The following is a 23,573-nucleotide window of genomic DNA, read 5'->3' on the forward strand; positions in this document are numbered from 1 at the left end:
GTTCGGGAAAGGTTCTTATCGAGTTCTTACCGCCGAGGTCGGTAGCGTTCGACCGTTCGCCGACGGGGGAGATTCCGCTACCGCAGGATCTCGTTGCGACCCCCGCCGTCAGATGCCCCAGCCATCTGCGGCGGGCCGGTGAGGAGGGGGCGGCACAGTGCTGTCGTACCTTCCAACACTCCGGAGGGCAAAAGATAGGCTCGCCAACGTGACCCAACCCGCCGAACTAACCCACGTCGACCAGACCGGCGCGGCCCGCATGGTCGATGTCTCCGCCAAAGAGGTCACCGGCCGTTGCGCGACTGCCGCCGGCCGGTTGCGTACCACCGTCGAGGTGATCGAGCTGCTGCGCCGCGACGGGCTGCCCAAGGGCGACGCGCTGGCGGTCGGGCGACTGGCCGGGATCATGGGCGCGAAACGTACGCCCGACCTGATTCCGCTGTGTCACCCGATCGCGCTGCACGGCGTCACGGTCGACCTGTCTCTGACCACGGACACGGTCGAGATCACCGCGACCGCCCGCACGGCCGACCGTACGGGCGTGGAGATGGAGGCGCTGACCGCGGTCGCGGTCGCCGGGTTGGCGCTGGTCGACATGGTGAAGGCGGTGGATCCGGCGGCCAGTGTCGAGGGGGTACGGGTACTGCGCAAGGGGGGCGGCAAGACCGGTCTCTGGCAGCGTCCGTCGGACCGGCCGTGATCCGCGCCCGGGTGGTGGTGGCCTCCAACCGGGCAGCCGCCGGCGTTTACGCCGACACCAGCGGCCCGCTGCTCGTCGCGGGCCTGCGCGCGTTGGGCGCCACGGTGGACGAACCGGTGGTGGTGCCTGACGGTGAGCCGGTCGGTCTGGCGATACGGGCGGCCGTGGCGGATGCCGTTGACGTGGTGCTGACCAGCGGTGGGACGGGAATCACCCCGACCGACCGCACCCCGGACGTGACCCGGGAACTGCTGGACTACGAGATTCCCGGCATCGCCGAGGCGATCCGCGCCTACAGCCGCGACAAGGTGCCCACTGCGGCGCTGTCCCGAGGATTGGCCGGGGTGGCCGGTCGAACGCTGGTGGTCAACCTGCCCGGCTCGACGGGTGGAGCACGGGACGGGCTCGCCGTGCTGGGGCCGATCCTCACGCACACGATTGAGCAGTTGCGAGGTAGCGACCACTAGCGAAACCGATAGGCTCTCGCTGGTGAGCACGGAAACCGCAGCCGCCGCTGACCTGGCCACCGCGGCACAGCCGATGGGCTGGGAACAGGCGCGGTCGCGGGTGTACGCGGCCGGCCTGGCCGCCGTGCTTCCCGGCATCGATGTGCCGCTCGCCGAGGCCGACGGACACACCCTCGCCGAACCACTGGCTCCCCGGACCGATCTGCCGGCCTTCATCACGTCCAGTGTGGATGGTTGGGCGGTGCGTGGTCCCGGACCGTGGCGGATCGTCGGCCGGGTGCTGGCCGGCACGACCCCGGCCCCGTTGACCGAGGACGGGACGACCGTCGAGATCGCGACCGGTGCGATGGTGCCCTCCGGGGCGTCGGCGGTGCTGCGGGTGGAGGAGTCGACGCGTACGCCCGAGGGGTTTGTCGACGGTGTGCCGCGACCGGCGCCGGAGTGGCGGCTGCCCGGCGAGGAGGCCACCGCCGGTGAGGAACTGCTGCCGGCCGGGACCCCGGTCGACCCGTCGGTGATCGGTCTTGCCGCCTCCTGCGGGCACGACACGCTGCGGGTCCGGGCGCAGCCCCGGGCCGCGCTGCTGGTCTTCGGCGACGAGTTGCTGACCAATGGCCCGCCCGCCGTCGGCCGGGTCCGCGACGCGCTCGGGCCGGCGGTGCCGGCCTGGCTGCGGCGGTACGGCTGCCAGGTGCGTACGGCCGATGTGGTCGGACCGGTTGCCGACACGCTGCCCGCTCATGAGGCGGCGCTGCGCGGCGCACTGGCCGAGGTCGACCTCGTCTGCACCACTGGCGGCACCATGCACGGCCCGGTCGACCACCTGCATCCCGCACTGGCGGCACTGGGCGCGGACTACGTGGTCAACACCGTCGCGGTGCGACCCGGCTTTCCCATGTTGCTGGCCCGGGTGGTCGGTCCTGACGGGCGGGCCCGATTCGTCGCCGGCCTGCCGGGCAACCCGCAGTCCGCCGTCATCGCCCTGGTCTCGCTCGTCGTTCCGCTGCTGGCCGGTCTCGCCGGTCGGCCGATGCCGGTCCTGCCGCACGCCACGCTCGCCGGCCCCGTTGCGGGCCGAGGGAAACACACCCACCTGGCCCTGGTCCGGCTCGACCGGGTGGCCGGGACCGCGCACCCGGTGCGGCACGTCGGCTCGGCGATGTTGCGTGGCCTGTCCGGCGCCGACGGGTTCGCGGTGATCGCGCCCGGCACCGCCGGTGCGGCCGGTGACCGGGTGCCCGTCGTACCGTTGCCGTTGTCACCCGGGGAGCGGACATGGTGATCCTGATCGGGGCGGTTACCGACCAGCCGTTGGATCTCGCCGCGCACGAGGCCGCGGTGGCCGACCACCGGGCCGGCGCGGTGGTCTCGTTCGCCGGGGTGGTCCGCGATCACGACCACGGACGTGCCGTGGCCAGCCTGGAGTACGAGGGCCATCCGAGCGCCGAGCGGGTGCTGCGGGAGGTGGCTGCGGAGATAGCCGCAGACCCTGCGGTGTACGCGGTGGCGGTGTCGCACCGGATCGGGCCACTTGCCATCGGCGACGCGGCCCTGGTGGCGGCGGTGAGTACCGCGCACCGGGCCGCCGCGTTCGCCGCCTGCGCACGCCTGGTCGACGAGGTGAAGGCCCGGCTGCCGATCTGGAAGCGGCAGGTTTTCCACGACGGCACCGAGGAGTGGGTGAACTGCCCCTGACGCCCTACCGCCGGCCGTACTGGAGGGCGTTGCGGGCCATCCGGTCGGTCAGGAAGGCGGGCTCGGCGCCCGGCCGCCACGGCAGCGCGGCGACCAGCACGATCAGGGCCAGGATCAGGGAGTTCTCCATCAGGGCGCCGAACAGCCCGTCGTCGTAGTGCGAGACTTCCGGCAGTTGGTGTTCGTACGGCCAGATCGGCGAGATCAAGAAGAGCAGGTAGAGCCCGACGGCGGCGATACCGTGCCGCATTCCGGTCAACGTCGGGTACCAGATCGGCGGACGTAGCGCGGACACTCCCGGAGGCCCACCGTAGGGTCCCGCGGTGGCGCGGGCGACCAGACCCCGGCTCGCGTCGCGGCGGCGGATCGCCGCGTCGGCCAGCACGATGATCGCCGGAATCACCCAGACGAGGTGATGCGTCCAGGAGATCGGGCTGATCACGTTGGCGGTCAGGCCGACCAGGGTGAAGGCGGTCAGCTCGTCGCCCTCGGAGTGCGCGTTGGCGGCCCGGGACAGGCCGAGTGTCAGCACCAGCACGGAGAACGCGAGCCAGAGCAGGCCGGGAGTCTCGATCGAGTCGTAGAGCCGGGCCAGCAGCCCGGCCAGGGACTGGTTGGGCGTCATGTCCGCCGCGCCCACCCGCTCGGTCTGCCACAGCACGCTGCCGAAGTAGGCCCGGGACTCGGCCCCGACGATGCCGAAGCTGCCGATCGTGACGCAGATGGTGGTGCCGATGGCAGTCCACGCCACCCGCCACTGCCGGGTGATCATCAGGTAGAAGATGAACAGGGCCGGGGTCAGTTTGACCGCCGTGGCCAGGCCGATGCCCATGCCCGCCCAGGCGCCGCTGTAGACGAACCGCAGTAGCGGACCGTCGGTGTCGGCCTGGTGCGTGCCACGACGGGACCGCCAGCGCAGGGCCACCATGTCCGCCATGATCAGAGCGAACAGCAGCAGGTTGACCTGTCCGTATCCGAGAGTTTCCCGGGCCGGCTCGATGGCGACGGCGAGCGGCGTGGCGATGGCCACCGTGTACCACAGCGGCCAGCCCATCCGGTCGACGATCGGACGCATCAGCGCGGCCAGCACCACGGCCAGGGCGGCGATGCTCATCAGGGCGTTCACCAGACCGGCCATCGTCACCGGCAGATGCGCCATGGGCAGCATGGCCAGGCCCGCGAACGGCGGGTAGGTGAAGCCCAGGGTGGTGTCGGGTGCGACGAACTCGTACAGCTCGTGACCGCTCGCCCACCAGACCACCGCACCGTGGTAGATCTTCATGTCGAAGAAGTTGTACGGCCGCCCGAATGCGCCGATGGCAAGCCATGCGGCGTAGGCGACGGCGGCCACGATGCCGGTCCGTACGACTGTCCTTCGATCGATCCCACGCGTTACGCGACGGACTGCGGCGAGGCGGTCCAGCCTTCTACCGACGTTCGTCGGCATGGCGTGGCCACCCCCGTACCAAGATCGTCCTACCCGTCCAGGTCCGCTACGGAGCCTAGAACGGCGCCTCACGTCAGTGCCTCCCGCGTTATGCGACCGTGTCCGATCCCACACCATCTTTTGACATTTCCACCGCGTTAACGCCTAGCGGGCGGTTCAGGTGATTCGCGGCCTTAGCGGGGGGTGGGGGCCGATAATCGCAGCTCAGCCGGGAAGTCGACGGGCGGTGGTTGCGGCCAGGGCAGCGATGCGGGCCTCGCGGCGGGCGGTGCGCACGGCGCGGCTCACGGACCGTCGCGAGTGGCCGATGCGATGTCCGGCCCGCCAGTGTAGTCCCGGCTTGCCTTGCGTGTCGGCGGCGGCGAGCAGTAACCCACCGATGAGGCCGATGTTCTTCATGAAGTGGATCTGGTTGCCCTTGCGCTGTGCGGGATCGTCGTATTGCCAGAAGGCATGCCCGGCGAGGGTAACCGGCACCATCGTGCCGGCCAGGACCAGGGCCGCCGGTCGGGTGAACCGCCCGGTGGCGAGCATCAGCCCGGCACCGACCTGGATGGCGGCGTTGGCCCGGACCAGCGTCGCGGTGTCGGTGGGCACGCGTGGATCGACCCGCTCCAACAGGGGCGTCACTCGATCGGTGACGGGTTTCGCGACGGGTACCAGGCGCTCGGGGTTGGCGAAGCTGCGGGCGCCGCTGATCACGAAGACGCTGCTGAGCATGGCGCGGGCGAGGAACCGGACGGGCGTCATGGGTCAGTCATACCCCGTCCAGACCGACGCCACGCCCCACAACGGCCGATCTCGATCGACCGGGTGGTTCCGGACGGCGCGCCGATTCGAGCGACCGTCTCGGATGGACGGGCCACAGGCGGTAACCTCGCCGCGTGACAACGCTGCGGCTACGACCCGAGGACCCGGCCGACACCGGCGCGGTCCGCCGGGTGCTGGCCGCGGCCTTCGCCCGACCCGACGTGGCAAACCCCCCGGAGGTACGGCTCGTAGACGAGCTGCGTGGTGGCGATGCCTGGCTCCCGGAGTTGGCGATGGTCGCCGAGTACGGCGGTGAGATCGTGGGCTACGCCTTGTTCACCCGGGTCATGGTGTGTTCGGAAGGGCGCAGTGCCCCGGCGCTGGCCCTCGGCCCGGTGGCGGTGGCACCCCACCGCCAGCGGATCGGGCTCGGCGCCTCCGTCGTGCAGGCCGGCCTGGAAGCGGCCACGGAACTCGGTGAACGGTTGGTCGTGGTGCTCGGTGACCCGGCGTACTACCGGCGCTTCGGGTTCAGCCGGGCCGACCGGCTGGGTCTGACGAGCCCCTGGTCCGGGTTGGGCGAGCCGTGGCAGGCTCTGGTGCTGCCGCCGTCGATCAGCGATGAGCCGGCTCCGCCGCAGGGCGAGGTGGTCTTCCCGCCGCCCTGGTCCAAGGTCTGACCGCGCGGTAAGTGCCGCGAACGAGCTGGTTCAGAAATGAAAACCCGCCCCGGACCCGTGACGGGGGGAATGCCACGGGCCCGGGACGGGAGCCTCACTTCGAGCGGTGGACCGGTACCCAGTCTGTGAACCGCCGGTGCAGGTTCTTCGGCGGCGTAGCCGAGGCCAGTTCGGCGAGGTGTTCGGCGGCTTCCTCCCGAAGCGCCACGAGGTAGACCATCAGAGACGGCATGTTGCCCGCGTACTCGGCGAGCAGGCGTAGCTTCGCCGGTTGACACGGCCACGGTGCGCCGCAGGCCCGGCAGCGCCACGCCGGGCGGGACGGGACGTGCTCCCCGTGCGGACAGCTCACCGGCTTGTCCTCCTCGTTCGATCTGGGAGGGGCCGCCCCGGAGGTGACGCCCAGTCGGGGCGGCCCCGACAGCACGACCAGCGGGTTCGGGTCCTCCACTGGCGCGTGCCGTCCTGGTTTCCATCTTTCCGGCGATTGCGTTCCCCATACACCCCGTATCGGAATGGATACTGAGTGTCCCGGGACGTCCAGGAAGGATCGCGGAGTGAACCGTGCCGTTGTCGCAGCCATGACCGAAGCGGGCGAAACCGCCGACACCCTCGCGGCTCAGGTCGGTGTCGACCCGAAGACCGCCGCGCGGTGGGCAAGCCATGGACGCATCCCCCGCCCGCAGACTCGCAGGAGGGTCGCTGCGGTCCTTGGCCGCGAGGTGACCGAGCTTTGGCCGGACGTCCTCAAGCGGCGCGAGCCGGCGTGGTTCCGGCGGTGGGTGGACATCGAGCGCGAGGCGGTGGCGCTGCGCTGGTTCGAGCTGACCTGGGTGCCGGGTCTGCTCCAGACCGAGGCGTACGCGCGGGCGACGCTGGCCGGGGAAAAGCTGACCACCGACGATGTCGGACGATTAGTGGAGGCCCGCCTTCAGCGGCAGGCGATCCTGCGGCGGGACAACCCGCCGATGCTGGTCGTGGTGCTCGACGAGATGGTGCTGCGCCGGTCCGCCTACGGCGACCGGGCCCTGATGCGTGAACAGTGTGAGCACCTGGTGGCGTGCGGCACCCACCCCACCACGACGATCCACGTCGTGCCCGCGTCGGTCGGAATGTACCCAGGGCTGGGCGGCCCCTTCATCCTTGCCGAACTGGACGACGGCAGCGTGCTTGGCCACGCCGACAGCCAGACGGAGGCGAAGATCATCGATCAACCCACGGAAGTTGCTACCCTGGGCCGCAGGTGGGAACGCATTCGTGGCGAGGCGTTGTCGCGGACGCAGTCCCTAGAACTCATCAGGGAAGCGGCAGCATCATGGACATGACCGGCGCGCAGTGGCGTAAGAGCAGCAAGAGCGGCAACAACGGCGGTGCGTGTGTCGAGGTCGCCGACAACCTTCCCGGCGTTGTCCTCGTCCGGGACACCAAGGACCGCGACGGCGGGACGCTCGCCTTCGAGCCAACGGCCTGGCACTCCTTCGTCGAGCTGGCCAAGGCCGGCAGCCCGACCGCCTGACACCCTTCAACCGAAGCCCTCAACCGAAGCCCTCGCCCCGGATGGTCGAGGGCTTCGCTGTGCCTGCCGCCCCGCTCACCGTGCCACCTGCCCGAGGCCGGCGGCATCGAGACTGGCGGCATCGGGGCTGGCAGTAGGGCTGTGCGACACGCCGGGTGATGAGCTGCTGGAGTGCCACAGCTCGGGTGGTGGCAGCGGGCCAGCCGACAGTCAGGCGGGTTGCAGCGGGCCGGCCGACAGTCAGGCGGGTTGGGTGCGTAGGTAGCGGCCGAAGTGCGGGACGGTGAAGGCGACCGTGCCGCGTTCTCCGGAGTAGATCAGGCCCTTCTTGATCAGGGCGTCGCGGGCCGGGGAGAGGCTCGCGGGCTTACGCCCGAGCGCGCGGGCGATCTCGGCCGTCGGCACCGCCGCGTCCATGTCGTCCCGTCCGCCGCCGTCCGCCGCCCCCTCGACCAGGGAGAGCGCGGCCATCGCCCGCATGTACTCGCGTTCGGCCGGGGTGGCCCGTTCGAAGCGGGAGCCGAAGAAGCCCACCGCCAACTCCGCCTCGGCCTCCGGGGCGGCAACCCGTACGTCGGCGGCGGTGATCGGCGATCGGGGCGCGTGATCCCAGGTCGCCTTGCCGTACGCCTGGACGAAGTACGGGTACCCGCCGGACTTCTCGTAGAGCAGGTCGAGCGCCTTCGCCTCGTACTCCACGTCCTCGCGCTCGGCCGGCGCGCAGAGTGCCTGGTCGGCGGCGATCCGGTCGAGCCGGTCGATGCGCTGGTAACGGAACAGCCGTTCGGAGTAGGACTTGGCCGCGCTCAGCACCGCCGGCAGGTGCGGCAGGCCCGCGCCGACGACGATGAGCGGCGCGCCGAGTTGGGACAGCTCATGGCAGGCGGCGCAGAGCGCGGAAACCTCCTCCGGGCCGAGATCCTGCATCTCGTCGATGAAGACGGCCACGCCGGTGCCGACGTCGCTGGCGACGGAGGCGGCGTCGGTGAGCAACTCCACCAGGTCGATCTCGATGTCGCCGGAGTCGGCGCGCCCGCTGGCCGCCGGTACGTCGATGCCGGGCTGCCACCGGTCCCGCAGCTTCGGCGCGGTGCCGCCACGGCCGGTCGGGGCGCCCCGTTGGGCGAAGGCCTTGAGCACCCCGAGGAACGCGTCGATGCGGTCCGGTGCGCGATGTCGGGGAGCGAGTTCCCGGACAGCCATGTGCAGGGCGGCGGCGATGGGTCGACGCAGTGACTGATCCGGCCGAGCCTCGATCTTGCCGCTGCCCCAGAGCCGGTTGATGGCCTGCGAGCGGAGGGTGTTCAGCAGCACCGTCTTGCCGACGCCCCGCAGGCCGGTGAGCATCAGGCTGCGTTCCGGGCGACCCCGGGCGACACGCTCCAGCACGATGTCGAAGACGTCCAGCTCCCGCCCCCGCCCGGCGAGCTCGGGCGGGCGCTGACCGGCACCCGGGGCGTACGGGTTGCGGACCGGATCCACGAATCGCAGAGTATCGGGCCGTCTAGCCGAGAGGCTAGACATCGATAGACGAGGCTACGGCGTGTCGACCGTCGACATAAAACTAGTGCTGTCTAGCATCCACGCTAGACAGCACTAGTTTTGCCGATCGTTGGCTCAGCCGCGCCGCTTCAGACAGAGCACGAAGTCGAGCGAGTCCAACTCGCTGTCGTAGAAGTACCAGTTCGTGTAGCCGTCGACCCGGGCGCACTTCGCCTCGGCGTCCTTTTCGCCGCTGGTCGTGCCGTCGAACCGCTGCAACACCTCGTACGCCGAGGGCGTGCAGTCGCTGATCAACAACTTCGGCTTGCCGCCGGACGGCGCGTCGTTGCGTACGCACTGTCCCTGGCGGACGAACCGGGGATCGGTGGCCGAGCCGGCGGCCGGTGCATCGCCTCCGGCGTCGTCCTCCTCGTCCTGCGGATCGGTGGTCTGCACCGGCGGGTCCTGGGTCGGCGCGGCAGCCGCCGCGGGGGTCGACTCGTCGTCCTGCCCGATCAGGTAGAACGCCGTTCCGCCACCGACAGCCAACACCAACACCGCCACCAGCGCGGCGATCAGCGGGGCACGGCCACGCCGGCGCTCCGGCGGTGGCGTCGGCTGACCGGCGTACGCGGCCACCGTCGAGTCGTGCTGGTAGTCCCGGCCATCCTGCGGATACCCGCCGTAACCCTGCCCGGAGCCGTACGGCGGCCAGGAGCCGTAGGGCTGCCCGGAGTCGTAGTGCTGCCCGGAGTCGTAGGGCTGTCCGGACCCGTATACCTGACCACGGCCGTGCACCTCACCGGATCGCGGCTCATGCCACGGCTGCGGGCCGCCGCCCGGTGGTCCGTAGTTCGCCATGCACGCCCTCCTGAATGGGGTACACCCGGCGAGCCATCGTCGATGACCCAGCCGTCACCCACGTCACGGTAGCGCGTACGCCACGGCGCCTCGGCCCGTACGGCAGCCGGGTCAACTATCCGGCAGGTACGTCAGATGAGTCGCAGCTGGCGGTCCTTCGGACGACGGGGCCCGGCGCTGTCGCCGAGGCGCTCGAACAGGCCAGGGTCGATCACATCGAGGAACGGTGACGGCCGGCAGTCGTGCTCCGAGCCGTGCCGGACGCGACGGGCGGCGTGGCTGACATAGAGCCGGTCCTGCGCCCGGGTCAGCCCGACGAAGAACAGCCGGCGTTCCTCGGCGACCGCGTCGTCGTCGGGCACCGTGCCCGGCCAGCGCAGCGGCAGCAGCCCGTCCTCCGCGCCGACCAGGAAGACCACCGGGAACTCCAGCCCCTTGGCGGCATGCAGGGTCAGCAGGGTGACCGCCTCGGCGCGGGGGTCGAGCGCGTCCACCTCCGCGCCGGTGGCGAGCTGGGACAGGAACATCTCCAGGTCGTCGCCGCAGCGACGGGCCAGCGGCGTGAGCAGGTCGACGGCGGTCCGGACGTCCTCCGGGCGCGCCCCGCTGGAACCGTCCAGGGTGGGGATGGCGAACCGCTCGGCGAGCACCTGCCCGGCGAGGCGTACCCGGGCGGGCAGGGCGCCGTCCACACCTGCGGCGTGCCGCAGTTCGCGGGCGATGGCCAGCACACCGGGTCGATCCCGCAACCGGTCGTGCGAGCGTTTCTGTACCGGAATGTTCGCCCGGGACAGGGCGTCCACGATCGGCGCCGCCTGCGAGTCGGTCCGGTAGAGCACGGCGATGTCGGAGAAGGACAGCGTGGTCGACCGGCCGTCGATCCGACCGGAGTCCAGCGACCGGTGCGAGAGGCCGCCGACCAGTTCGTCGACGGTGCGTACCACGAAATCGGCCTCGTCGGCGACGGAGGCCGCAGCGTACCGACCCACCAGCGGGGCCTCGGGGTCGAGCCGGGCCGGATCCAGTCGGCGGCCCCGGACCAGCGACGACGGCGCGATGGCCTGGACCGCGGCGGCCAGGATCGGCGCCGAGGACCGGTAGTTGCGGTTGAGCCGGACCAGCCGGGCGTCGGTGAAGTCCTGGGAGAAGCGCAGGAAGTAACCGACGTCGGCACCCCGGAACGAGTAGATGGCCTGATCCGGGTCGCCGATCGCGCAGAGGTTGCCGTCGGCGGGGCTGAGCAGCCGCAACAGCTCGTACTGCACCGCGTCGACGTCCTGGTACTCGTCGACGAAGATCCACCGCCAGCGGTTCCGGTACCGCTCGACCAACTGCCGGTCCTCGCGCAGCAGCGCGACCGGCAGGGTGAGCAGCTCGTCCAGGTCGACCATGCCCTGCTTACGCAGCAGCCCGGCGTATCGGGCCGGGTCGTCGCCGGCCTCCGTGCGAGCCGCCGTCCGCTCGGCGTCGTCGGCGATCCGGAAGTCGTTCGGCAGGCCCGCCGCCTCGGCGTTCTCCCGCAGGATGGTCAACCCGAGCGAGTGGAAGGTGCCCACCGTGACGTCCTCGGCTACCGGACCGAGCAGACCGTCGAGGCGGTGTCGCAGCTCCTCGGCCGCCCGCCGGGTGAAGGTGATCGCCAGGCACTGCTCGGGGAAGACGTTCAGCTCGGCGCAGAGGTACGCGATCCGGTGGGTCAGCGTACGGGTCTTGCCGGTACCCGGCCCGGCGACGATCAGCAGCGGACCACCGGGCGCGGAGGCGGCGACCCGTTGCATCGCGTCGAGCCGGTCGAGCAGGCCGGTGCCGACCTCCTCCATCCCGGCGAGCATCGGCTCGAACGGCTCGTGCGGGGAGGGCTGCGGCGCGATCGGCGGGGCCGGCGTAGCCGGTTTGCGCTTCGGTTCGGCCTTGGTCGTCGGCCGCTTGACCTTGGCGGCCGGCTTCACGGGGTCAGCGGGCCGACGCTGCGCCGGAACCGGCACGTCGAACAGCGTCTCCTGCCCGCCCGAGGACCCGGCGCCGCCCAGCTCGGTCGGATCGAACAGGGTGATCACCCCGTACTCACCGTCGTAGCCGGGCACCCGGCGCACCTCGCCCCGACGCAGCCGACCGATGCCCTCGGCGAGCAACTCCCCGCCGACCCGGCCGATCTCGTCCACCGGGGTACGGGTCAGGATCTCCAACTCGGGACCGAGCGCGGCGACCAGCTCGGTCAGCTTCCCCTCGACCTTCTTCGACCGCGGCCCGACCTTGTTGATCTCACCGAGGATCTCGGCGAGCTGGATCAGGTGGGTCACCTCACGGGCGTGCTCCGGCCGGTACCCCTCGGGTCGGTCGGCCAGCTCCTCGACCCGGCTGAGTACGCCCACCGTCAACGGCTTGCCACACTCCGGGCATCGTCCCCCGGCCTCCCGGGTGCGCTCGGGTGCCCAGTTCACCCCGCACAGCCGGTGGCCGTCGGCGTGGTACTTGCCCTCCTCGGGGAAGAACTCGATCGTGCCGGCCAACCCGTCGCCGGTGCGCAGCGCTGCCCGGATGCCGAAGTAGTCCCGTGGTGCGGCGAAGACGGTGGCCTCGCGGGCCAGCGCCGGCGGCGAGTGCGCGTCGGAGTTGGAGACCAGCCGGTAGCCGTCCAGGCTGCCGACCCGCCAGTTCATCTCCGGATCGGAGGAGAGCCCGGTCTCCACCGCGAAGATGTGCTCGGCCAGGTCGGCGTAGCAGTCGGCGATCGCGTCGAAGCCGGACTTCGAACCCAGGGCGGAGAACCACGGGGTCCAGATGTGCGCGGGGACCAGGTAACCGTCCGCGCTCGCTTCCAGGGTGATCTCCAGCAGGTCGCGGGAGTCCAGGCCGAGGATCGGTCGGCCGTCCGAGCCGAGGTTGCCGATCCGGCCCAGCGCGGCGTTGAACCGGCCCACCGCGTCCAGATCCGGCAGATAGATCAGGTGGTGCACCTTGCGGGTCCGGTCGTCCCGCTTGTAGATCGTGGAGATCTCCACGCTGAGCATGAACCGGACCGGGTCGGCATCAGCCTCGCTGGCCAGCCTCGGCGGCAGACGGCGGGCGATGTCCCGCTCCATCTCCGCAGACAGCCGATACAGGCCGGGCTCGGCCGGATGCAGCGTCTCGCGCAGGTGGTCGTACCAGGCGGGGTGGGTGAAGTCGCCGGTGCCGAGCACCGCGATGCCCTTGCGTCGCGCCCACCAGCCGAGGTTCGGCAGGGTCAGGTCACGGCTGCACGCTCGCGAGTACTTCGAGTGGATGTGCAGGTCCGCGACGAATGGCGGGAGGCCACCGGGGGGTACGGCGCTGAACGGGGGCACGCCGCATCCTGCCACGACCGGCGGTGCTCCCGCGCGGCGCCACGCTCGGAAGGTGAGCTGCGCTATGCCGAGCGCAGCTCGACGAGGGTGATCTGCGGCTCCGCGCCGACCCGTACCGGCGGACCCCAGAAGCCGGCGCCGTTGGTGACGTACACCTTCGTACCGTCCACCTCACCGAGGCCGGACACCACCGGCTGTTCGAGCCTGACCAGCAGGTTGAACGGGACGATCTGACCGCCGTGGGTGTGGCCGGACAGTTGCAGGTCGACGTCGTACTTCGCGGCCTCGAACGCGGCCACCGGCTGGTGCGCCAGCAGCACCACCGGCCGGGACGGGTCGCGGTCGGCGAGCGCGGCGGCGTAGTCGGCCGGTGCGGCCACCCCGGTACCCGCCGCACTCACGTCGTTGACCCCGGCCAGGTCCAGTACGCCGCCCCGGGCGGCGATCTCCAGCCGCTGGTTCTGCAGCACCCGCAGCCCCAGCCGGTCGACCTCGGCCACCCACTCCTCGACACCGGAGTAGTACTCGTGGTTGCCGGTGACGAAGTAGCTGCCGTGCCGGGCACGCAGGTCACGCAGCGGTGCCGCGGCCTCGCCCAGCTCCGCCACCGTGCCGTCGACCAGGTCGCCGACAACGGCGACGATGTCGGCGTCCAGGCGGTTGATCGCGGCGACGATCCGTTCGGTGTGCACCCGACCGCGCAGCGGCCCGATGTGAATGTCGGAGACGGTGGCGATCCGCAGGCCGTCCATGCTGCGCGGCAGCTTGGCCAGCGGAATCTGCACCCGGTCCAGCTGTGGCGGACCCATTGCGGTGCGTACGCCGCTGCCCACCAGGCCGGCGGCGGTGAGCCCGGCGAAGATCGCGGCACCTCGGGCCAGCAGCAGTCGGCGACCCGGATCGTGGTCCGGCCCGATCGCCCCGGCGGCCGGCGGCTCGCTCGCCTCGTCGGCGGTCGGCGGGGTGCCGGGCGTCGCCGGCTCGTCGGTCACCGTGCCCGGCGTGCTGGCCGGACCGACCAGCACCGGCTCCGGCGCGGCCACCGTCGCCCGGCGACGCAGCACCAGGCGGGTCACCAGCATCGGCACTTCCAGCACGACGAGCAGCACCAGCAGATAGAACATCAGCGCGAGCCAGACATAGCCCGGCCAGGCCAGCCAGTACATGCCGGCGCGGGTGCCGACCATGGTCGCTGGTACCAGCAGCGCCAGCACCACCGCGGTGACCGTGCCGATCCGCCGCCAGCGGCCCGCCCTGGTGGTGTCCCTGACCAGCCGCTTCCAGAGGTAGAGGTGGATCAACCCGGTGACCAGGGCAAGGGTGGCCACGAAACCGAGTACCGCGAGCACGTGTGATGTCCCCTCAGCCGCCGGCGAAGGGAGGCAGGACGTCGATCGTCACTCCGGCCGGCAGCAGCTTGTCACGATCATGGCAGGTCACGCCATCGACCAGAAAGTTTGCCACGGCCAGCACGGGGACCAGCCGCTCACCGTGCCGCTCAGCCAGTTCCGTCAACAACTCGTCGAGCGTACGGCCCGCAGGAAGGATCTCCTCGCTGCGCCCGGCGGCAGCTCGTGCCCCGGCGAAGTAGCGGACGGTGAGAGTCGCCATGATCAGCCTCCGATGGCCGACATCGGCCGGGCGGGTTGCAGGAAGCTCGGGTCGTCGATGCCGTGACCGGCCCGTTTGCCCCAGGTCGCGGCCGACCAACGCCGAGCCAGCTCCTCGTCGTCCGCCCCGCGGCGCAGCGCACTGCGCAGGTCCGTCTCCTCGGTCGCGAACAGGCAGTTGCGGACCTGACCGTCGGCGGTGATCCGGGTCCGGTCACAGTCACCGCAGAAGGGGCGGGTCACCGTGCCGATCACGCCGACCCGGGCCGGGCCGCCGTCGACCAGCCAGGTCTCCGCCGGTGCCGCGCCCCGTTCGACCGGATCCGGGCGCAGATCGTACGCCGTGCCCAGCGTGGCCAGGATCTCCTCTGCGGTGACCATGCTCGCGCGATCCCAGCCGTGCTGTGCGTCCAGCGGCATCTGTTCGATGAAGCGCAGCTCGTAGCCGTGGTCGAGGGCGAAGCGGAGCAACGCCGGCGCCTCGTCGTCGTTGACCCCACGCATCAGCACACTGTTGACCTTGACCGGGGTGAGCCCGGCGGCGGCCGCGCCGGCCAGACCGGCCAGCACGTCGTCCAGCCGGTCCCGCCGGGTGAGCCGGAGAAAGCGCTCATGGTCCAGAGTGTCCAGTGACACGTTCACCCGATCCAGCCCGGCGTCGCGCAACGCCGGAGCCAACCGAGCCAGCCCGATGCCGTTGGTGGTCAACGAGATCCGGGGACGCGGATCGAGCGCGGCCACAGCCGTCACGATGGCGGTCAGGCCCGGACGGATCAGCGGCTCACCACCGGTGAACCGGACCTCGTCGACGCCGAGCCGCTGCACCGCGACCCGGATCAGCCGGATCACTTCGTCGTCGGTGAGCAGTTGCGACCCGGCCAACCAGGGCAATCCCTCGGCGGGCATGCAGTACGTACAGCGCAGGTTGCACTTGTCGGTCAGGGAGACCCGCAGGTCCCGAGCGGTCCGGCCGTACCGGTCGACGAGGAGGCCGCCGGGCGGCGCGACGCTCATCCGTTGACGGTAGCGCGCCCCGACCCCCTCAGGGTGGCTCGGGCGAGCCCGATGACCGAATCTCGGTGAGCACTTCCGAATAAGGCGGCGTGCACGAGCATCAGGTGCAACTGGTGCAGCGGCACCCGCTGCCGCCAACCGTCGGCCAGCGGCCAGGATTCGTCGTACGCGGCCAGGATCCGGGCGGCGTGCGGTGGGCCGCCGAACAGCGCCAGTTGTGCGAGGTCGGTCTCGCGGTGCCCGCCATGGGCGGCCGGGTCGACCAACCAGACCCGGTCGTCGGCTCCCCAGAGCAGGTTGCCCGGCCACAGATCGCCATGGATGCGGGCCGGCGGCTCCTCCCCGCCGAACTCGTCGATCCGGGCGGCGACCTGTTCGACCAGGGCGGCGGCGGTGCCGTCGAGAGCGCCGGCATCGACCGAGCGGCGCAGGTAGGGCAGCAGTCTCGCCTGGGCGAACCAGTCCGTCCAGGGACCGTCGTGCGGGGTGTTGTCCGCCGGCAGTGCCCCGATGAACCCGGGCCAGGACGCCCCGAAGGCGGGCGCTCCCGCCCGGTGCAGGTCGGCGAGTTCCCGGCCGAAGCGCTCGGCCGCCTCGGGGCTCGGCTCACCCGGCTCGATCCATTCCAGCGCGAGCAACTCGGGCAGCGCCACCAGCACCTCCGGAACCGCGACCGCGCCGGCCTCCCGCAGCCAGTGCAGCCCGGCCGCCTCGGTGGCGAAGAACGCCTCCGGCACCGGCCGTCCCGCCTGCTCCGGCCAGCTCTTGGCGAAGACCGAGTGACCGTCGTCCAGGGTCAGTCGGGACGCGGCACAGATGCTCCCGCCGCCGACTGGTGTCTCCCGGATCCGTTGGTGGGTCAGGAAGGTCGGCAGCTGCTCGGGGTGCGCCCGCAGATACGCCAGATCCATGCCCGCAAGGTATCGCCTCCGGCGGGAAGGAAGGGCCCTTGTTAACGCCTCCGGTAGAGGAAGGGCCCCTGTTGACGCCTGCGCAGTGGACGCGGCGAGCGCTGGCGTTGCCGCGGACGGGTAGCGAACTTCGATGAGCAGGGAGAATACGGTGAGTAGCTGTGGATAACCGGCGTGTCATCCACAGGGGCGGCGGCGCGTACCGCTCGGCTCGCAGGCTGGCTCCATGAACTCGACGGAGATCCCCCGGCTGACCGTCCGCTCGCCTGCCGACCTCATCGCCGCAGTGCCGTACCTGCTTGGTTTCCATCCGACCGACAGCGTCGTGGTGGTGGCGTTGGCCGCCTCCCGGGTCGTCTTCGTCGCCCGTGGAGACCTGCCCGGCGACGCCGATCACGGCGAGGCGGCCGGGCACCTCGCCGCAGTGACCGCCCAGCAGGGCGCCGACTCGGCCACGGTGATCGGGTACGGCCCGGCCGCACGGGTGACACCGGCGCTCGACGCGGTCCGGGGTGCGCTGACCGACGCCGGGTTGGCCGTGCTCGACGCGCTGCGGGTCACCGACGGGCGCTGGTGGTCGTACCTCTGCACGGAATCGCAGTGCTGTCCGCCGGAGGGAAACGTGTACGACCCGCAGGGCAGCGTGGTGCCGGCGGCAGCCGTCTTCGCCGGTCAGGTCGCGCTGCCCGACCGGGCGACACTCGCCGCCCAGCTCGCGCCGATCGGCGGGGCAGGCGCCCGCCACGCCGTCGAGCGAGCCGAACAGCGGTTGACCGAGTTGCTGGCGACGGCACCCCCGGCGGATCTGCTCGGCGCGCGGGCACTGCGGGCGGCCGGGGTGGCGGCCTACCGCCTCACCCGGCGCCGGCACGGTCGGGGTGCGCGCCTCACCGACGACGAGGTGGCCTGGCTTTGCCTTCTGCTCACCCATCTCCCGGTACGCGACCACGCCTGGGAACGCACCGACGGTCGGGACGAGGACGTCGCGTTCTGGACCGAGCTGCTGCGTCGGGTCGAGCCGGATCTGATCGCGGCGCCCGGCGCGCTGCTGGCCTTCGCCGCCTGGCGGGCCGGGCAGGGCGCCCTGGCGGCGGTGGCGTTGGAGCGGGTACTGGCCGAGCATCCTGACTACTCGCTCGCCCTGCTGATCGACGACCTGCTCCGTCGCGGAGTGCCCCCGTCGCGGCTCGATGGTTGGCCGGCCGACGGGCCGACGGCGACACCGCGCCGGGCGAGGCGCCGGTCACGCCGTCGCCCACGATGAGCACATTTGTCAGGGCAGCAAAGCTCATCGTCAAGGGCAGCGGAGCATTGTCAGGGGCGCCGGAGCGCGTTGTCAGGGGCAGCGGGACAGCCGGTAACGATGGACAATCGGCAGATGTTCCAGCCAGCGTCGGGGGGCGCATGACTGCCGCACTACTGCTGTCCCTCGCCGGGCTCGCCCTGATCGACAGCACCAGCATCGGCACGTTGTTCATCCCGGTCTGGCTGCTGTTGGCACCCGGACCGGTCAGCGCCCGGCGGATATTGACCTACCTGGGCACCATTGCCGGGTTCTATCTCCTGGTGGGGCTGGCGCTCTACTTCGGTGGCAGTGGCCTGGCCGGGGTGCTGGGCGGCGCGCTGGACAACCGGCCGGTGATCTGGGCGCAGTTGGTGTTCGGGGTCGGCCTGCTGCTGTTGAGCTTCCGGTACGACGGTAAGCGCGGCACCGGGACCGGCCGGGTGCTGCGCTGGCGGGATCGGGTGACTGCCGGCGACTCCTCGGGGCGCTGGCTGGTCGGGTTGGCATTGTTCGCCGCGCTCGCCGAGGTGGCGACGATGCTGCCGTACCTCGGTGCCCTCGGTCTGCTGGGCACAGCAGGCCTGGACGTGCCGGCAGTGGTGGCCCTGCTGGGCGGATACTGCCTGGTGATGGTGCTGCCGGCGGCGGTGTTGCTGGGCGCGCGGGTGGCCTGGCCGAGGCTGGTCGAGCCGGTGCTCGCTCGGCTCAACGCGTGGATCCTCAAGTCGTCGGGGAGCATGCTCGGCTGGGTGCTGGGCATCGCCGGCTTCCTGATCGCCCGGGACGCCGCGGTCCGGCTGGGACTGTTCGAGATGCTCGCGAACCGCTGAGTCGCACCCGGCGTCAGGCGGTCACCCGGTGCGGGCCGGTGTAGACGTTCATGGTCCGGCCGCGCAGGAAGCCGACCAGCGTCAGTCCGGCCTCGGTGGCGAGGTCGACCGCGAGCGTGCTCGGCGCCGAGACCGCCGCGAGCAGGGGCACGCCGGCCATCCACGCCTTCTGGGTCAGCTCGAAACTGGCCCGCCCGGAGACGAGCAGGACGTGCCCGACCAGCGGCAGTCGGCGCTCGCGTACCGCCCAGCCGATCACCTTGTCCACCGCGTTGTGCCGGCCCACGTCCTCGCGCAACACCACCAGGTCGCCGTCGGCGGTGAACAGACCCGCGGCGTGCAGCCCGCCGGTACGGTCGAAGTCCCGCTGCCCGGCGCGCAGCCGCTGCGGCAACTCGGCCAGCAACTCCGCCGGCACGGTCAGCGGGTCGCCGGCCACGTCGAACATCGACCGGGTACGCACCGCCTCGATGCTCTCCTTGCCACAGACCCCGCAGGCGCTAGTGGTCAGGAACTGCCGGCTCGCCTCGACGGCCGGCTCCGGCACGCCGGGCGTCAGCGCCACGTCCACCACGTTGTAGGTGTTCGGGGTTTCCGCGCCGGCACACAGTTGTGCGGTCGACACGTCGTCCGCCGACCGGATCAGCCCTTCGGTGAGCAGGAAACCGAGTGCCAGATCCAGGTCGGCGCCGGGAGTCCGCATGGTGACCGACAGTGGACGGCGGCGACCCGGCCCGGCCGCACCGACCCGGATCTCCAGCGGCTCCTCGGCGGCGAGGGTGTCCGGCCGACGGGTCAGCGTGCGCCCGTCGGCGGCGGCGTCGAGATCCACGCGGAGCACCACGCGGCGGTCAGTAGCCCGTCCCACCCCACCATCCTGCCCCGACCTGAGTACTGCCGGGCAGCCGGGCGGCGAGCTACGGTGACCCGGTGAGTGCTTACGCGGCGGTGGTGCTCGCCGGAGGTGCGGCCCGCCGGATGGGCGGACTGGACAAACCGGCGCTGCCTGTCGGTGGTGTGCCGATGCGGGAGCGGGTGCTCGCGGCGGTCGCCGACGCATCGCCCCGGATCCTGGTCGGGCCCGGGCCGGCTCCCGAGGGCGTACGGCTGACCCGCGAATCGCCGCCCGGCGGCGGGCCGGTGGCCGCTACCGCAGCAGGGCTGGCCCTGATCGACGCCGACGTGGCGGCGGTCGCCCTGTTCGCGGCCGATCTGCCGCTGATGACCCGGTCCGCCGTCGGCGAGTTGCTGCGCCACCTCGACAGCGTGGCAGGCGACATCGACGGGGTCTGCTATGTGGACGATTCCGGGCGGCGGCAGCCACTCTGCGGGGTGTGGCGTCCGGCAGCGCTGCGTGGGGCCCTCGACCAATTGACCGTACGACGCGGCGAGTTGGCCGGAGCATCCCTGCGGGATCTGCTCGCCGGGCTGGCCGTACGCGAAACGACGTGGTCCGGCGACGGCCCGCCACCCTGGTTCGACTGCGACACTGAACGGGACCTGCGGAGGGCGGAGGAGTGGTCGCGATGACGGTGATGGACGACTGGCTCACGGCGGCCTGTGCCGAGTTGGGTGTCGACCCGGCCGACGTGCCGGTACAACCCGTGCTCGACCTGGCCCGGGACGTGGCCCATCAGGTGTTACGGCCGGGTGCCCCGGTCACCGCCTACCTGCTCGGTCTGGCTGTGGGCCGGGGTGCGGATCCTGCTGTGGCAGCCGCCCGGCTGACCGAGCTGGCGAACAACTGGCCGGTCGAGTTGGGTGGTGACCGCAGCACCGGCTGACCGGTGCGAGGGGTGATGTCCGATCACGGTCCGGGCTGATCCGTCTCGGCGATCGGCTCGGTAGGGTGGCCGGAACGGACGGAGGCGATCATGACGGCAGACCACCCCTCGGCACCGCCAGGTACGCCGGCACACCACGAGTCGATCCTGTTGGACGAGCCGAGTACGGCCGACCTGCGGGCGAAGGTGACCCACGCGTGGCGGGAGTTCGCCCGGGCGCTGGCCGACCGGCTGGTCGCCCTGCCGCTGGGCGCGCACGTGGAGTTGACCCTCGACCCGACGGCCTCCGGCATCGACGATGCCGTCTACTCCGTCAGTATCGACGTCGCCGAGGACGGTGGGCTGACGGCTCGGGCGGTGGGCAACGCGACCCTGCCGCAGGGCTACCGGCTGGACCGGGCGGCCGTCGCCGACATGGTCGCGCTGGGCTGGTCTCCGCCCGGGGTGCTCGAAGGCTCCGGTGACCAGTTCGGCGTGCACTGTGCAGTGGCGGAGAGCCCTCGGCTGGCCGCCCTGCTCTCGCGTACGCTGCGCGACATCTACGGCGCACCGCACCCGGCGTTCCTGGTCTACCTGATCATCGACGCCGAGGGTGAGCCGCTGCCCGGTGAGCCACTGGGCACCGCGCGAAGCGAGTTCGGCACGGGCCAGGAGATCGAGACCGACCTGGCGGAGGCGTTGGCCGCCACGGATGATGCCGGCGCGGACAGCGAGGTGCTGGAGTTGGCCGAGCGGGTCCGGACGGTGGTGTCGACCATGCTCAAGTCCGATCCCGACCGGGTCCAGGTCGACTCCGACGGTGACATCAACATCCGGGCCGGTTCGGCGATGGTCTTCGTCCGGGTGCGGGACAACCCGCCGCTGGTCGACGTCTTCTCCCCGGTGCTCACCGAGGTCGAGCCCACCGAGCGGCTGTACGTCAAACTCTCCGAGCTGACCAACCGGATGCCGATCGGGCGGCTCTACTGTGCCGACGACACCGTCTGGGCGTCGATCCCGGTCTTCGGTCGCAACTTCCAGCCCACCCACCTGATGCTCGCCGTGCAGGTGATGACCGGCCTTGCCGACGAGTTGGACGATCGGCTGCACGGCGAGTTCGGCGGCAAGCGCTTCTTCGGCGAGGGGGACAAGCCGGGGCGGGGTGAGCATCGCACCGGCATGTATCTGTGAGGCCGTGCCGGGTGACCCGAGCCGATCACCGCGCGCAGCCCGGCCGGCAGCTTGAAGCGAGGCTTGAGGGCGAGGGGTGGGGCCCGGAAACCCCGAGAAACCGGGCCCCACCCCTCGGGGGAGGGGGATTCAGGTCGTCGGGATCCAGCCGAGGCTTCGGGCCGTGGCCGGGTCGGAGGCCCGCAGGCCCGCTTCGGAGACGGTCCAGAGGACGTCACCGACCATCAGTGAACGGTGGACGGAGGGCCGCATCCAGGCGCGTGCCGCGTCCTTTGCCGCGCTCGGGTGGGTGACCTGGCCGATCTCGCTGATCTGGTTGCCGTCGACCCGAAGCAGGCGTAGGCCGGTGTTCACCGGCAGCACCACCAGGCCGGTGGTCGGCCAGTACAGGAAGGCGTGCGGGTCGTGCTCGGCGGCGGACCAGCCGGACGATAGGTGCCACTGGTCCAGTCGGGTCGGCCGGGCCGGGTCCTGCACGTCGAAGAGGGACACCTGTACGCCCTGCGTACGGCCCTGCCCGTCGGCCTCCTGACCCACGCCGAGCAGCCGCCCGTCGGGCAGCGGATGCAGGTACGCGGAGTAGCCCGTGATCTTCAACTCGCCGGTCACCACCGGGGCGGCCGGGTCGGTCAGGTCGAGCGAGTAGAGCGGGTCGGTCTGCCGGAAGGTCACCACGTACGCGACCGGCCCGAGGTACCGCACCGAGTAGATGCGTTCGCCCCGCCCGAGCCCGCCGACCGCCCCGACCGGCAGCAGCGATCCGCTCTCGCGGCGCAGCACCCGTACGGTCGACTCGGATCGGCGCCCCTCGCCCCAGACGTCGCCGATGGTGGTGGCAACCCGCAGGTGCCCGTCCCATTCGGACAGCGCGTACTGGTTGATCAGCCAGCCGGGCACCGCGCCGGTGGCGAGGTAGCGGGGGCGGCCCGGCTCGCTGGTGTCGAACTGGTGGATCTCGGTGACCTGGTCGCGGGCGGTGGGTCGCCCGCGGAGCAGATCCGCCTCCCGTCGCGGTTGCTGACCGGCGAGGTAGAGGCTGCTCGCCGTGCCGTAGACCGTGGTCGCGTCGGCGGCGACGCTGACCGGATCGCCGTCGCCCAGCCGGTCGGCACCGAGGTCGAAACTGAGCACGGTGAGCATCGAGGTGCCGGTCATCCGCTTCGGACGGCTCAGCCGGTCGCAGTCGACCCGCCCGGTGTGCCGCTCGTCGCCGGCCGTCCATTCGTACTCCGGTAGCCAGGACTCGACCCCGGCGCGGTCGATGACCGCGCGGTTCTGTCTGGTCCGCACCCGGTCGCTGCTCTCGTCGGCATCGAACGGGAATTCAAGTCGCGGCACCGAGCGGACCACCACCCGGGCGCTGCCGCCGGTGAGCCGGCCGTCGAGCACGCTGCCCTCGATCCGGTACGTGCCGATCAGCGCGGGTGGACCGGCCAGGTCGACCAGGAACAGGCGTGCCGCGTCGGCCAGCGGCCCGGGCCAGGCCCGATCCACCGCGACGAACGGTGACCCGTCGGCGAGCACCAGCGCCCGGTCACCGAGCAGCAGCAGACGGTACGAGCCCCAGTACGCCGCCGTCTCCTCGCCGGGCAGGTCGAGCTGGCCGATGATCCGGCGGCTGGCCGGGTCGATCACCCGCAGGGCTCCCCCGGTGACCGTGACGATCCGCCGCCCGTCGGTCTTCACCACGTCCGGCTCGTCCGCGCCGGCCTCGTGGTTGTTGGTCGTCGAGTGGTTGGGCGTGGCGCTGCGGTCGAGTTGGCCCTTCGCCTCTGCCCCGGCCGCGAGGGCCGCTCGGTCGCCGAACAGTACGGAGCCCTCGAAGCCGTACGGGCCGACCGAGGCGCGGGCTGCGGCGCGCAGTTCGGTGAGGGCGTCCGCGCAGGAGTCGAAGGAGATCAGGCCGGCGGCGGGCACCATCACCGGCCCGGTCGGCGGGCCCGGTGCCGGGGCGGCCGTACTGCTGGCGAGCAGGGCCAGCGCGATCAGGGTGCTGCCGGCCGCGACCACTTTGCTTGCCCGCGTCATGGTTTCTTCGACGCTGC

At 71.5% G+C, this 23,573-nt stretch carries 24 protein-coding genes; 12 read left to right on the forward strand and 12 right to left on the reverse strand.

Annotated features, from left to right (window positions below):
- Positions 1-208: 208 nt before the first annotated feature.
- The 4 genes from moaC (at position 209) to AB0M35_RS07725 (ending at position 2,862) form a co-directional block, all read left to right on the forward strand.
- The gene (gene moaC, locus AB0M35_RS07710; RefSeq protein ID WP_363742774.1) at positions 209-700 is read left to right on the forward strand and encodes a cyclic pyranopterin monophosphate synthase MoaC; all 492 of its coding nucleotides are present in this window, start codon (positions 209-211) and stop codon (positions 698-700) included.
- Positions 697-1,167 (forward strand): MogA/MoaB family molybdenum cofactor biosynthesis protein, encoded by a 471-nt coding sequence (locus AB0M35_RS07715; RefSeq protein ID WP_363742776.1) that lies wholly within the window; start codon positions 697-699, stop codon positions 1,165-1,167. Before moaC ends, AB0M35_RS07715 begins: the two co-directional genes overlap by 4 nt.
- Before the next feature lie 73 nt (positions 1,168-1,240).
- Positions 1,241-2,449 (forward strand): molybdopterin molybdotransferase MoeA, encoded by a 1,209-nt coding sequence (locus AB0M35_RS07720; protein WP_363743034.1) that lies wholly within the window; start codon positions 1,241-1,243, stop codon positions 2,447-2,449.
- Positions 2,443-2,862 (forward strand): molybdenum cofactor biosynthesis protein MoaE, encoded by a 420-nt coding sequence (locus AB0M35_RS07725; protein ID WP_363742778.1) that lies wholly within the window; start codon positions 2,443-2,445, stop codon positions 2,860-2,862. Before AB0M35_RS07720 ends, AB0M35_RS07725 begins: the two co-directional genes overlap by 7 nt.
- A 4-nt stretch (positions 2,863-2,866) precedes the next feature.
- Here AB0M35_RS07725 and AB0M35_RS07730 read toward each other — a convergent pair whose 3' ends face one another.
- Together AB0M35_RS07730 and AB0M35_RS07735 are read right to left on the reverse strand one after the other, a co-directional pair.
- On the reverse strand, positions 2,867-4,309 hold the full coding sequence (locus tag AB0M35_RS07730; RefSeq protein WP_363742781.1) for a glycosyltransferase 87 family protein: 1,443 nt from the start codon (positions 4,307-4,309) through the stop codon (positions 2,867-2,869).
- Between the two features lie 204 nt (positions 4,310-4,513).
- A complete protein-coding gene (locus AB0M35_RS07735) occupies positions 4,514-5,059 on the reverse strand; it encodes a DoxX family protein (RefSeq protein ID WP_363742782.1) in 546 nt (181 codons plus the stop codon).
- 134 nt (positions 5,060-5,193) lie between these two features.
- On the opposite strand from AB0M35_RS07735, the gene AB0M35_RS07740 reads away from it, so the two are divergent.
- Entirely contained in the window at positions 5,194-5,739 is a 546-nt protein-coding gene (locus AB0M35_RS07740) for an N-acetyltransferase (protein WP_363742784.1), read from the forward strand.
- A gap of 94 nt (positions 5,740-5,833) precedes the next feature.
- On the opposite strand, the gene AB0M35_RS07745 is transcribed toward AB0M35_RS07740, so the two are convergent.
- Positions 5,834-6,091 (reverse strand): flavin reductase, encoded by a 258-nt coding sequence (locus AB0M35_RS07745; RefSeq protein ID WP_363742786.1) that lies wholly within the window; start codon positions 6,089-6,091, stop codon positions 5,834-5,836.
- A gap of 205 nt (positions 6,092-6,296) precedes the next feature.
- On the opposite strand from AB0M35_RS07745, the gene AB0M35_RS07750 reads away from it, so the two are divergent.
- Together AB0M35_RS07750 and AB0M35_RS07755 are read left to right on the forward strand one after the other, a co-directional pair.
- A complete protein-coding gene (locus tag AB0M35_RS07750) occupies positions 6,297-7,064 on the forward strand; it encodes a DUF5753 domain-containing protein (protein WP_363742788.1) in 768 nt (255 codons plus the stop codon).
- On the forward strand, positions 7,061-7,255 hold the full coding sequence (locus AB0M35_RS07755) for a DUF397 domain-containing protein (protein ID WP_363742791.1): 195 nt from the start codon (positions 7,061-7,063) through the stop codon (positions 7,253-7,255). The genes AB0M35_RS07750 and AB0M35_RS07755 overlap by 4 nt, the downstream gene beginning before the upstream one ends.
- A 240-nt stretch (positions 7,256-7,495) precedes the next feature.
- On the opposite strand, the gene AB0M35_RS07760 is transcribed toward AB0M35_RS07755, so the two are convergent.
- The 7 genes from AB0M35_RS07760 to AB0M35_RS07790 all read right to left on the reverse strand — a co-directional run bounded on the left by AB0M35_RS07760 (position 7,496) and on the right by AB0M35_RS07790 (position 16,459).
- The gene (locus tag AB0M35_RS07760; protein WP_363742793.1) at positions 7,496-8,737 is read right to left on the reverse strand and encodes an ATP-binding protein; all 1,242 of its coding nucleotides are present in this window, start codon (positions 8,735-8,737) and stop codon (positions 7,496-7,498) included.
- A 135-nt stretch (positions 8,738-8,872) separates the two neighbouring features.
- Positions 8,873-9,598 carry a flagellar basal body protein FliL gene (locus tag AB0M35_RS07765; protein WP_363742795.1) on the reverse strand — a complete coding sequence of 242 codons (726 nt, stop codon included), beginning with the start codon at positions 9,596-9,598 and terminating at the stop codon, positions 8,873-8,875.
- Between the two features lie 131 nt (positions 9,599-9,729).
- Positions 9,730-12,924 (reverse strand): UvrD-helicase domain-containing protein, encoded by a 3,195-nt coding sequence (locus AB0M35_RS07770; protein WP_363742797.1) that lies wholly within the window; start codon positions 12,922-12,924, stop codon positions 9,730-9,732.
- Positions 12,925-12,986: 62 nt separating this feature from the next.
- On the reverse strand, positions 12,987-14,273 hold the full coding sequence (locus AB0M35_RS07775; RefSeq protein WP_363742799.1) for a metallophosphoesterase: 1,287 nt from the start codon (positions 14,271-14,273) through the stop codon (positions 12,987-12,989).
- 13 nt (positions 14,274-14,286) lie between these two features.
- Positions 14,287-14,535: a MoaD/ThiS family protein gene (locus AB0M35_RS07780; RefSeq protein WP_363742801.1), complete on the reverse strand. Its 249-nt coding sequence runs from the start codon at positions 14,533-14,535 to the stop codon at positions 14,287-14,289.
- A gap of 2 nt (positions 14,536-14,537) precedes the next feature.
- Positions 14,538-15,548, reverse strand: a complete 1,011-nt coding sequence (moaA, locus tag AB0M35_RS07785) for a GTP 3',8-cyclase MoaA (RefSeq protein ID WP_363742802.1) — start codon at positions 15,546-15,548, stop codon at positions 14,538-14,540.
- Entirely contained in the window at positions 15,545-16,459 is a 915-nt protein-coding gene (locus AB0M35_RS07790) for a fructosamine kinase family protein (RefSeq protein ID WP_363742804.1), read from the reverse strand. Before AB0M35_RS07790 ends, moaA begins: the two co-directional genes overlap by 4 nt.
- A 226-nt stretch (positions 16,460-16,685) precedes the next feature.
- On the opposite strand from AB0M35_RS07790, the gene AB0M35_RS07795 reads away from it, so the two are divergent.
- Together AB0M35_RS07795 and AB0M35_RS07800 are read left to right on the forward strand one after the other, a co-directional pair.
- Positions 16,686-17,723, forward strand: coding sequence for a DUF4192 domain-containing protein (locus tag AB0M35_RS07795; protein WP_363742806.1), 1,038 nt, complete (start codon positions 16,686-16,688; stop codon positions 17,721-17,723).
- Between the two features lie 140 nt (positions 17,724-17,863).
- Positions 17,864-18,574: a GAP family protein gene (locus tag AB0M35_RS07800; RefSeq protein ID WP_363742807.1), complete on the forward strand. Its 711-nt coding sequence runs from the start codon at positions 17,864-17,866 to the stop codon at positions 18,572-18,574.
- Positions 18,575-18,587: 13 nt separating this feature from the next.
- Here the strand turns inward: AB0M35_RS07800 and fdhD are convergent, their stop codons facing one another.
- The gene (gene fdhD, locus AB0M35_RS07805) at positions 18,588-19,442 is read right to left on the reverse strand and encodes a formate dehydrogenase accessory sulfurtransferase FdhD (protein WP_363742809.1); all 855 of its coding nucleotides are present in this window, start codon (positions 19,440-19,442) and stop codon (positions 18,588-18,590) included.
- A 62-nt stretch (positions 19,443-19,504) separates the two neighbouring features.
- On the opposite strand from fdhD, the gene AB0M35_RS07810 reads away from it, so the two are divergent.
- From AB0M35_RS07810 to AB0M35_RS07820, 3 genes are all read left to right on the forward strand, one after another.
- Positions 19,505-20,104, forward strand: coding sequence for an NTP transferase domain-containing protein (locus AB0M35_RS07810; RefSeq protein ID WP_363742811.1), 600 nt, complete (start codon positions 19,505-19,507; stop codon positions 20,102-20,104).
- Entirely contained in the window at positions 20,101-20,358 is a 258-nt protein-coding gene (locus tag AB0M35_RS07815) for a DUF6457 domain-containing protein (RefSeq protein ID WP_363742812.1), read from the forward strand. Before AB0M35_RS07810 ends, AB0M35_RS07815 begins: the two co-directional genes overlap by 4 nt.
- Positions 20,359-20,448: 90 nt before the next feature.
- On the forward strand, positions 20,449-21,528 hold the full coding sequence (locus tag AB0M35_RS07820) for a hypothetical protein (protein WP_363742814.1): 1,080 nt from the start codon (positions 20,449-20,451) through the stop codon (positions 21,526-21,528).
- A gap of 129 nt (positions 21,529-21,657) precedes the next feature.
- Here the strand turns inward: AB0M35_RS07820 and AB0M35_RS07825 are convergent, their stop codons facing one another.
- The gene (locus AB0M35_RS07825; RefSeq protein ID WP_363742816.1) at positions 21,658-23,556 is read right to left on the reverse strand and encodes a beta-propeller domain-containing protein; all 1,899 of its coding nucleotides are present in this window, start codon (positions 23,554-23,556) and stop codon (positions 21,658-21,660) included.
- Between the last annotated feature and the right edge of the window lie 17 nt (positions 23,557-23,573).

Source organism: Micromonospora sp. NPDC051196 (genome assembly GCF_040682415.1).
Lineage (GTDB): Bacteria > Actinomycetota > Actinomycetes > Mycobacteriales > Micromonosporaceae > Micromonospora.

Bases quoted from the DNA above. Each gene is read 5' to 3' on its own strand.
- AB0M35_RS07720 (WP_363743034.1), top strand. From the start codon at position 1,241: ATGGGCTGGGAACAGGCGCGGTCGCGGGTGTACGCGGCCGGCCTGGCC.
- AB0M35_RS07725 (WP_363742778.1), top strand. From the start codon at position 2,443: ATGGTGATCCTGATCGGGGCGGTTACCGACCAGCCGTTGGATCTCGCC.
- AB0M35_RS07730 (WP_363742781.1), bottom strand. From the start codon at position 4,309: ATGCCGACGAACGTCGGTAGAAGGCTGGACCGCCTCGCCGCAGTCCGT.
- AB0M35_RS07735 (WP_363742782.1), bottom strand. From the start codon at position 5,059: ATGACGCCCGTCCGGTTCCTCGCCCGCGCCATGCTCAGCAGCGTCTTC.
- AB0M35_RS07755 (WP_363742791.1), top strand. From the start codon at position 7,061: ATGACCGGCGCGCAGTGGCGTAAGAGCAGCAAGAGCGGCAACAACGGC.
- AB0M35_RS07765 (WP_363742795.1), bottom strand. From the start codon at position 9,598: ATGGCGAACTACGGACCACCGGGCGGCGGCCCGCAGCCGTGGCATGAG.
- AB0M35_RS07780 (WP_363742801.1), bottom strand. From the start codon at position 14,535: ATGGCGACTCTCACCGTCCGCTACTTCGCCGGGGCACGAGCTGCCGCC.
- moaA (WP_363742802.1), bottom strand. From the start codon at position 15,548: ATGAGCGTCGCGCCGCCCGGCGGCCTCCTCGTCGACCGGTACGGCCGG.
- AB0M35_RS07790 (WP_363742804.1), bottom strand. From the start codon at position 16,459: ATGGATCTGGCGTATCTGCGGGCGCACCCCGAGCAGCTGCCGACCTTC.
- AB0M35_RS07795 (WP_363742806.1), top strand. From the start codon at position 16,686: ATGAACTCGACGGAGATCCCCCGGCTGACCGTCCGCTCGCCTGCCGAC.
- AB0M35_RS07800 (WP_363742807.1), top strand. From the start codon at position 17,864: ATGACTGCCGCACTACTGCTGTCCCTCGCCGGGCTCGCCCTGATCGAC.
- AB0M35_RS07815 (WP_363742812.1), top strand. From the start codon at position 20,101: ATGACGGTGATGGACGACTGGCTCACGGCGGCCTGTGCCGAGTTGGGT.
- AB0M35_RS07820 (WP_363742814.1), top strand. From the start codon at position 20,449: ATGACGGCAGACCACCCCTCGGCACCGCCAGGTACGCCGGCACACCAC.
- AB0M35_RS07825 (WP_363742816.1), bottom strand. From the start codon at position 23,556: ATGACGCGGGCAAGCAAAGTGGTCGCGGCCGGCAGCACCCTGATCGCG.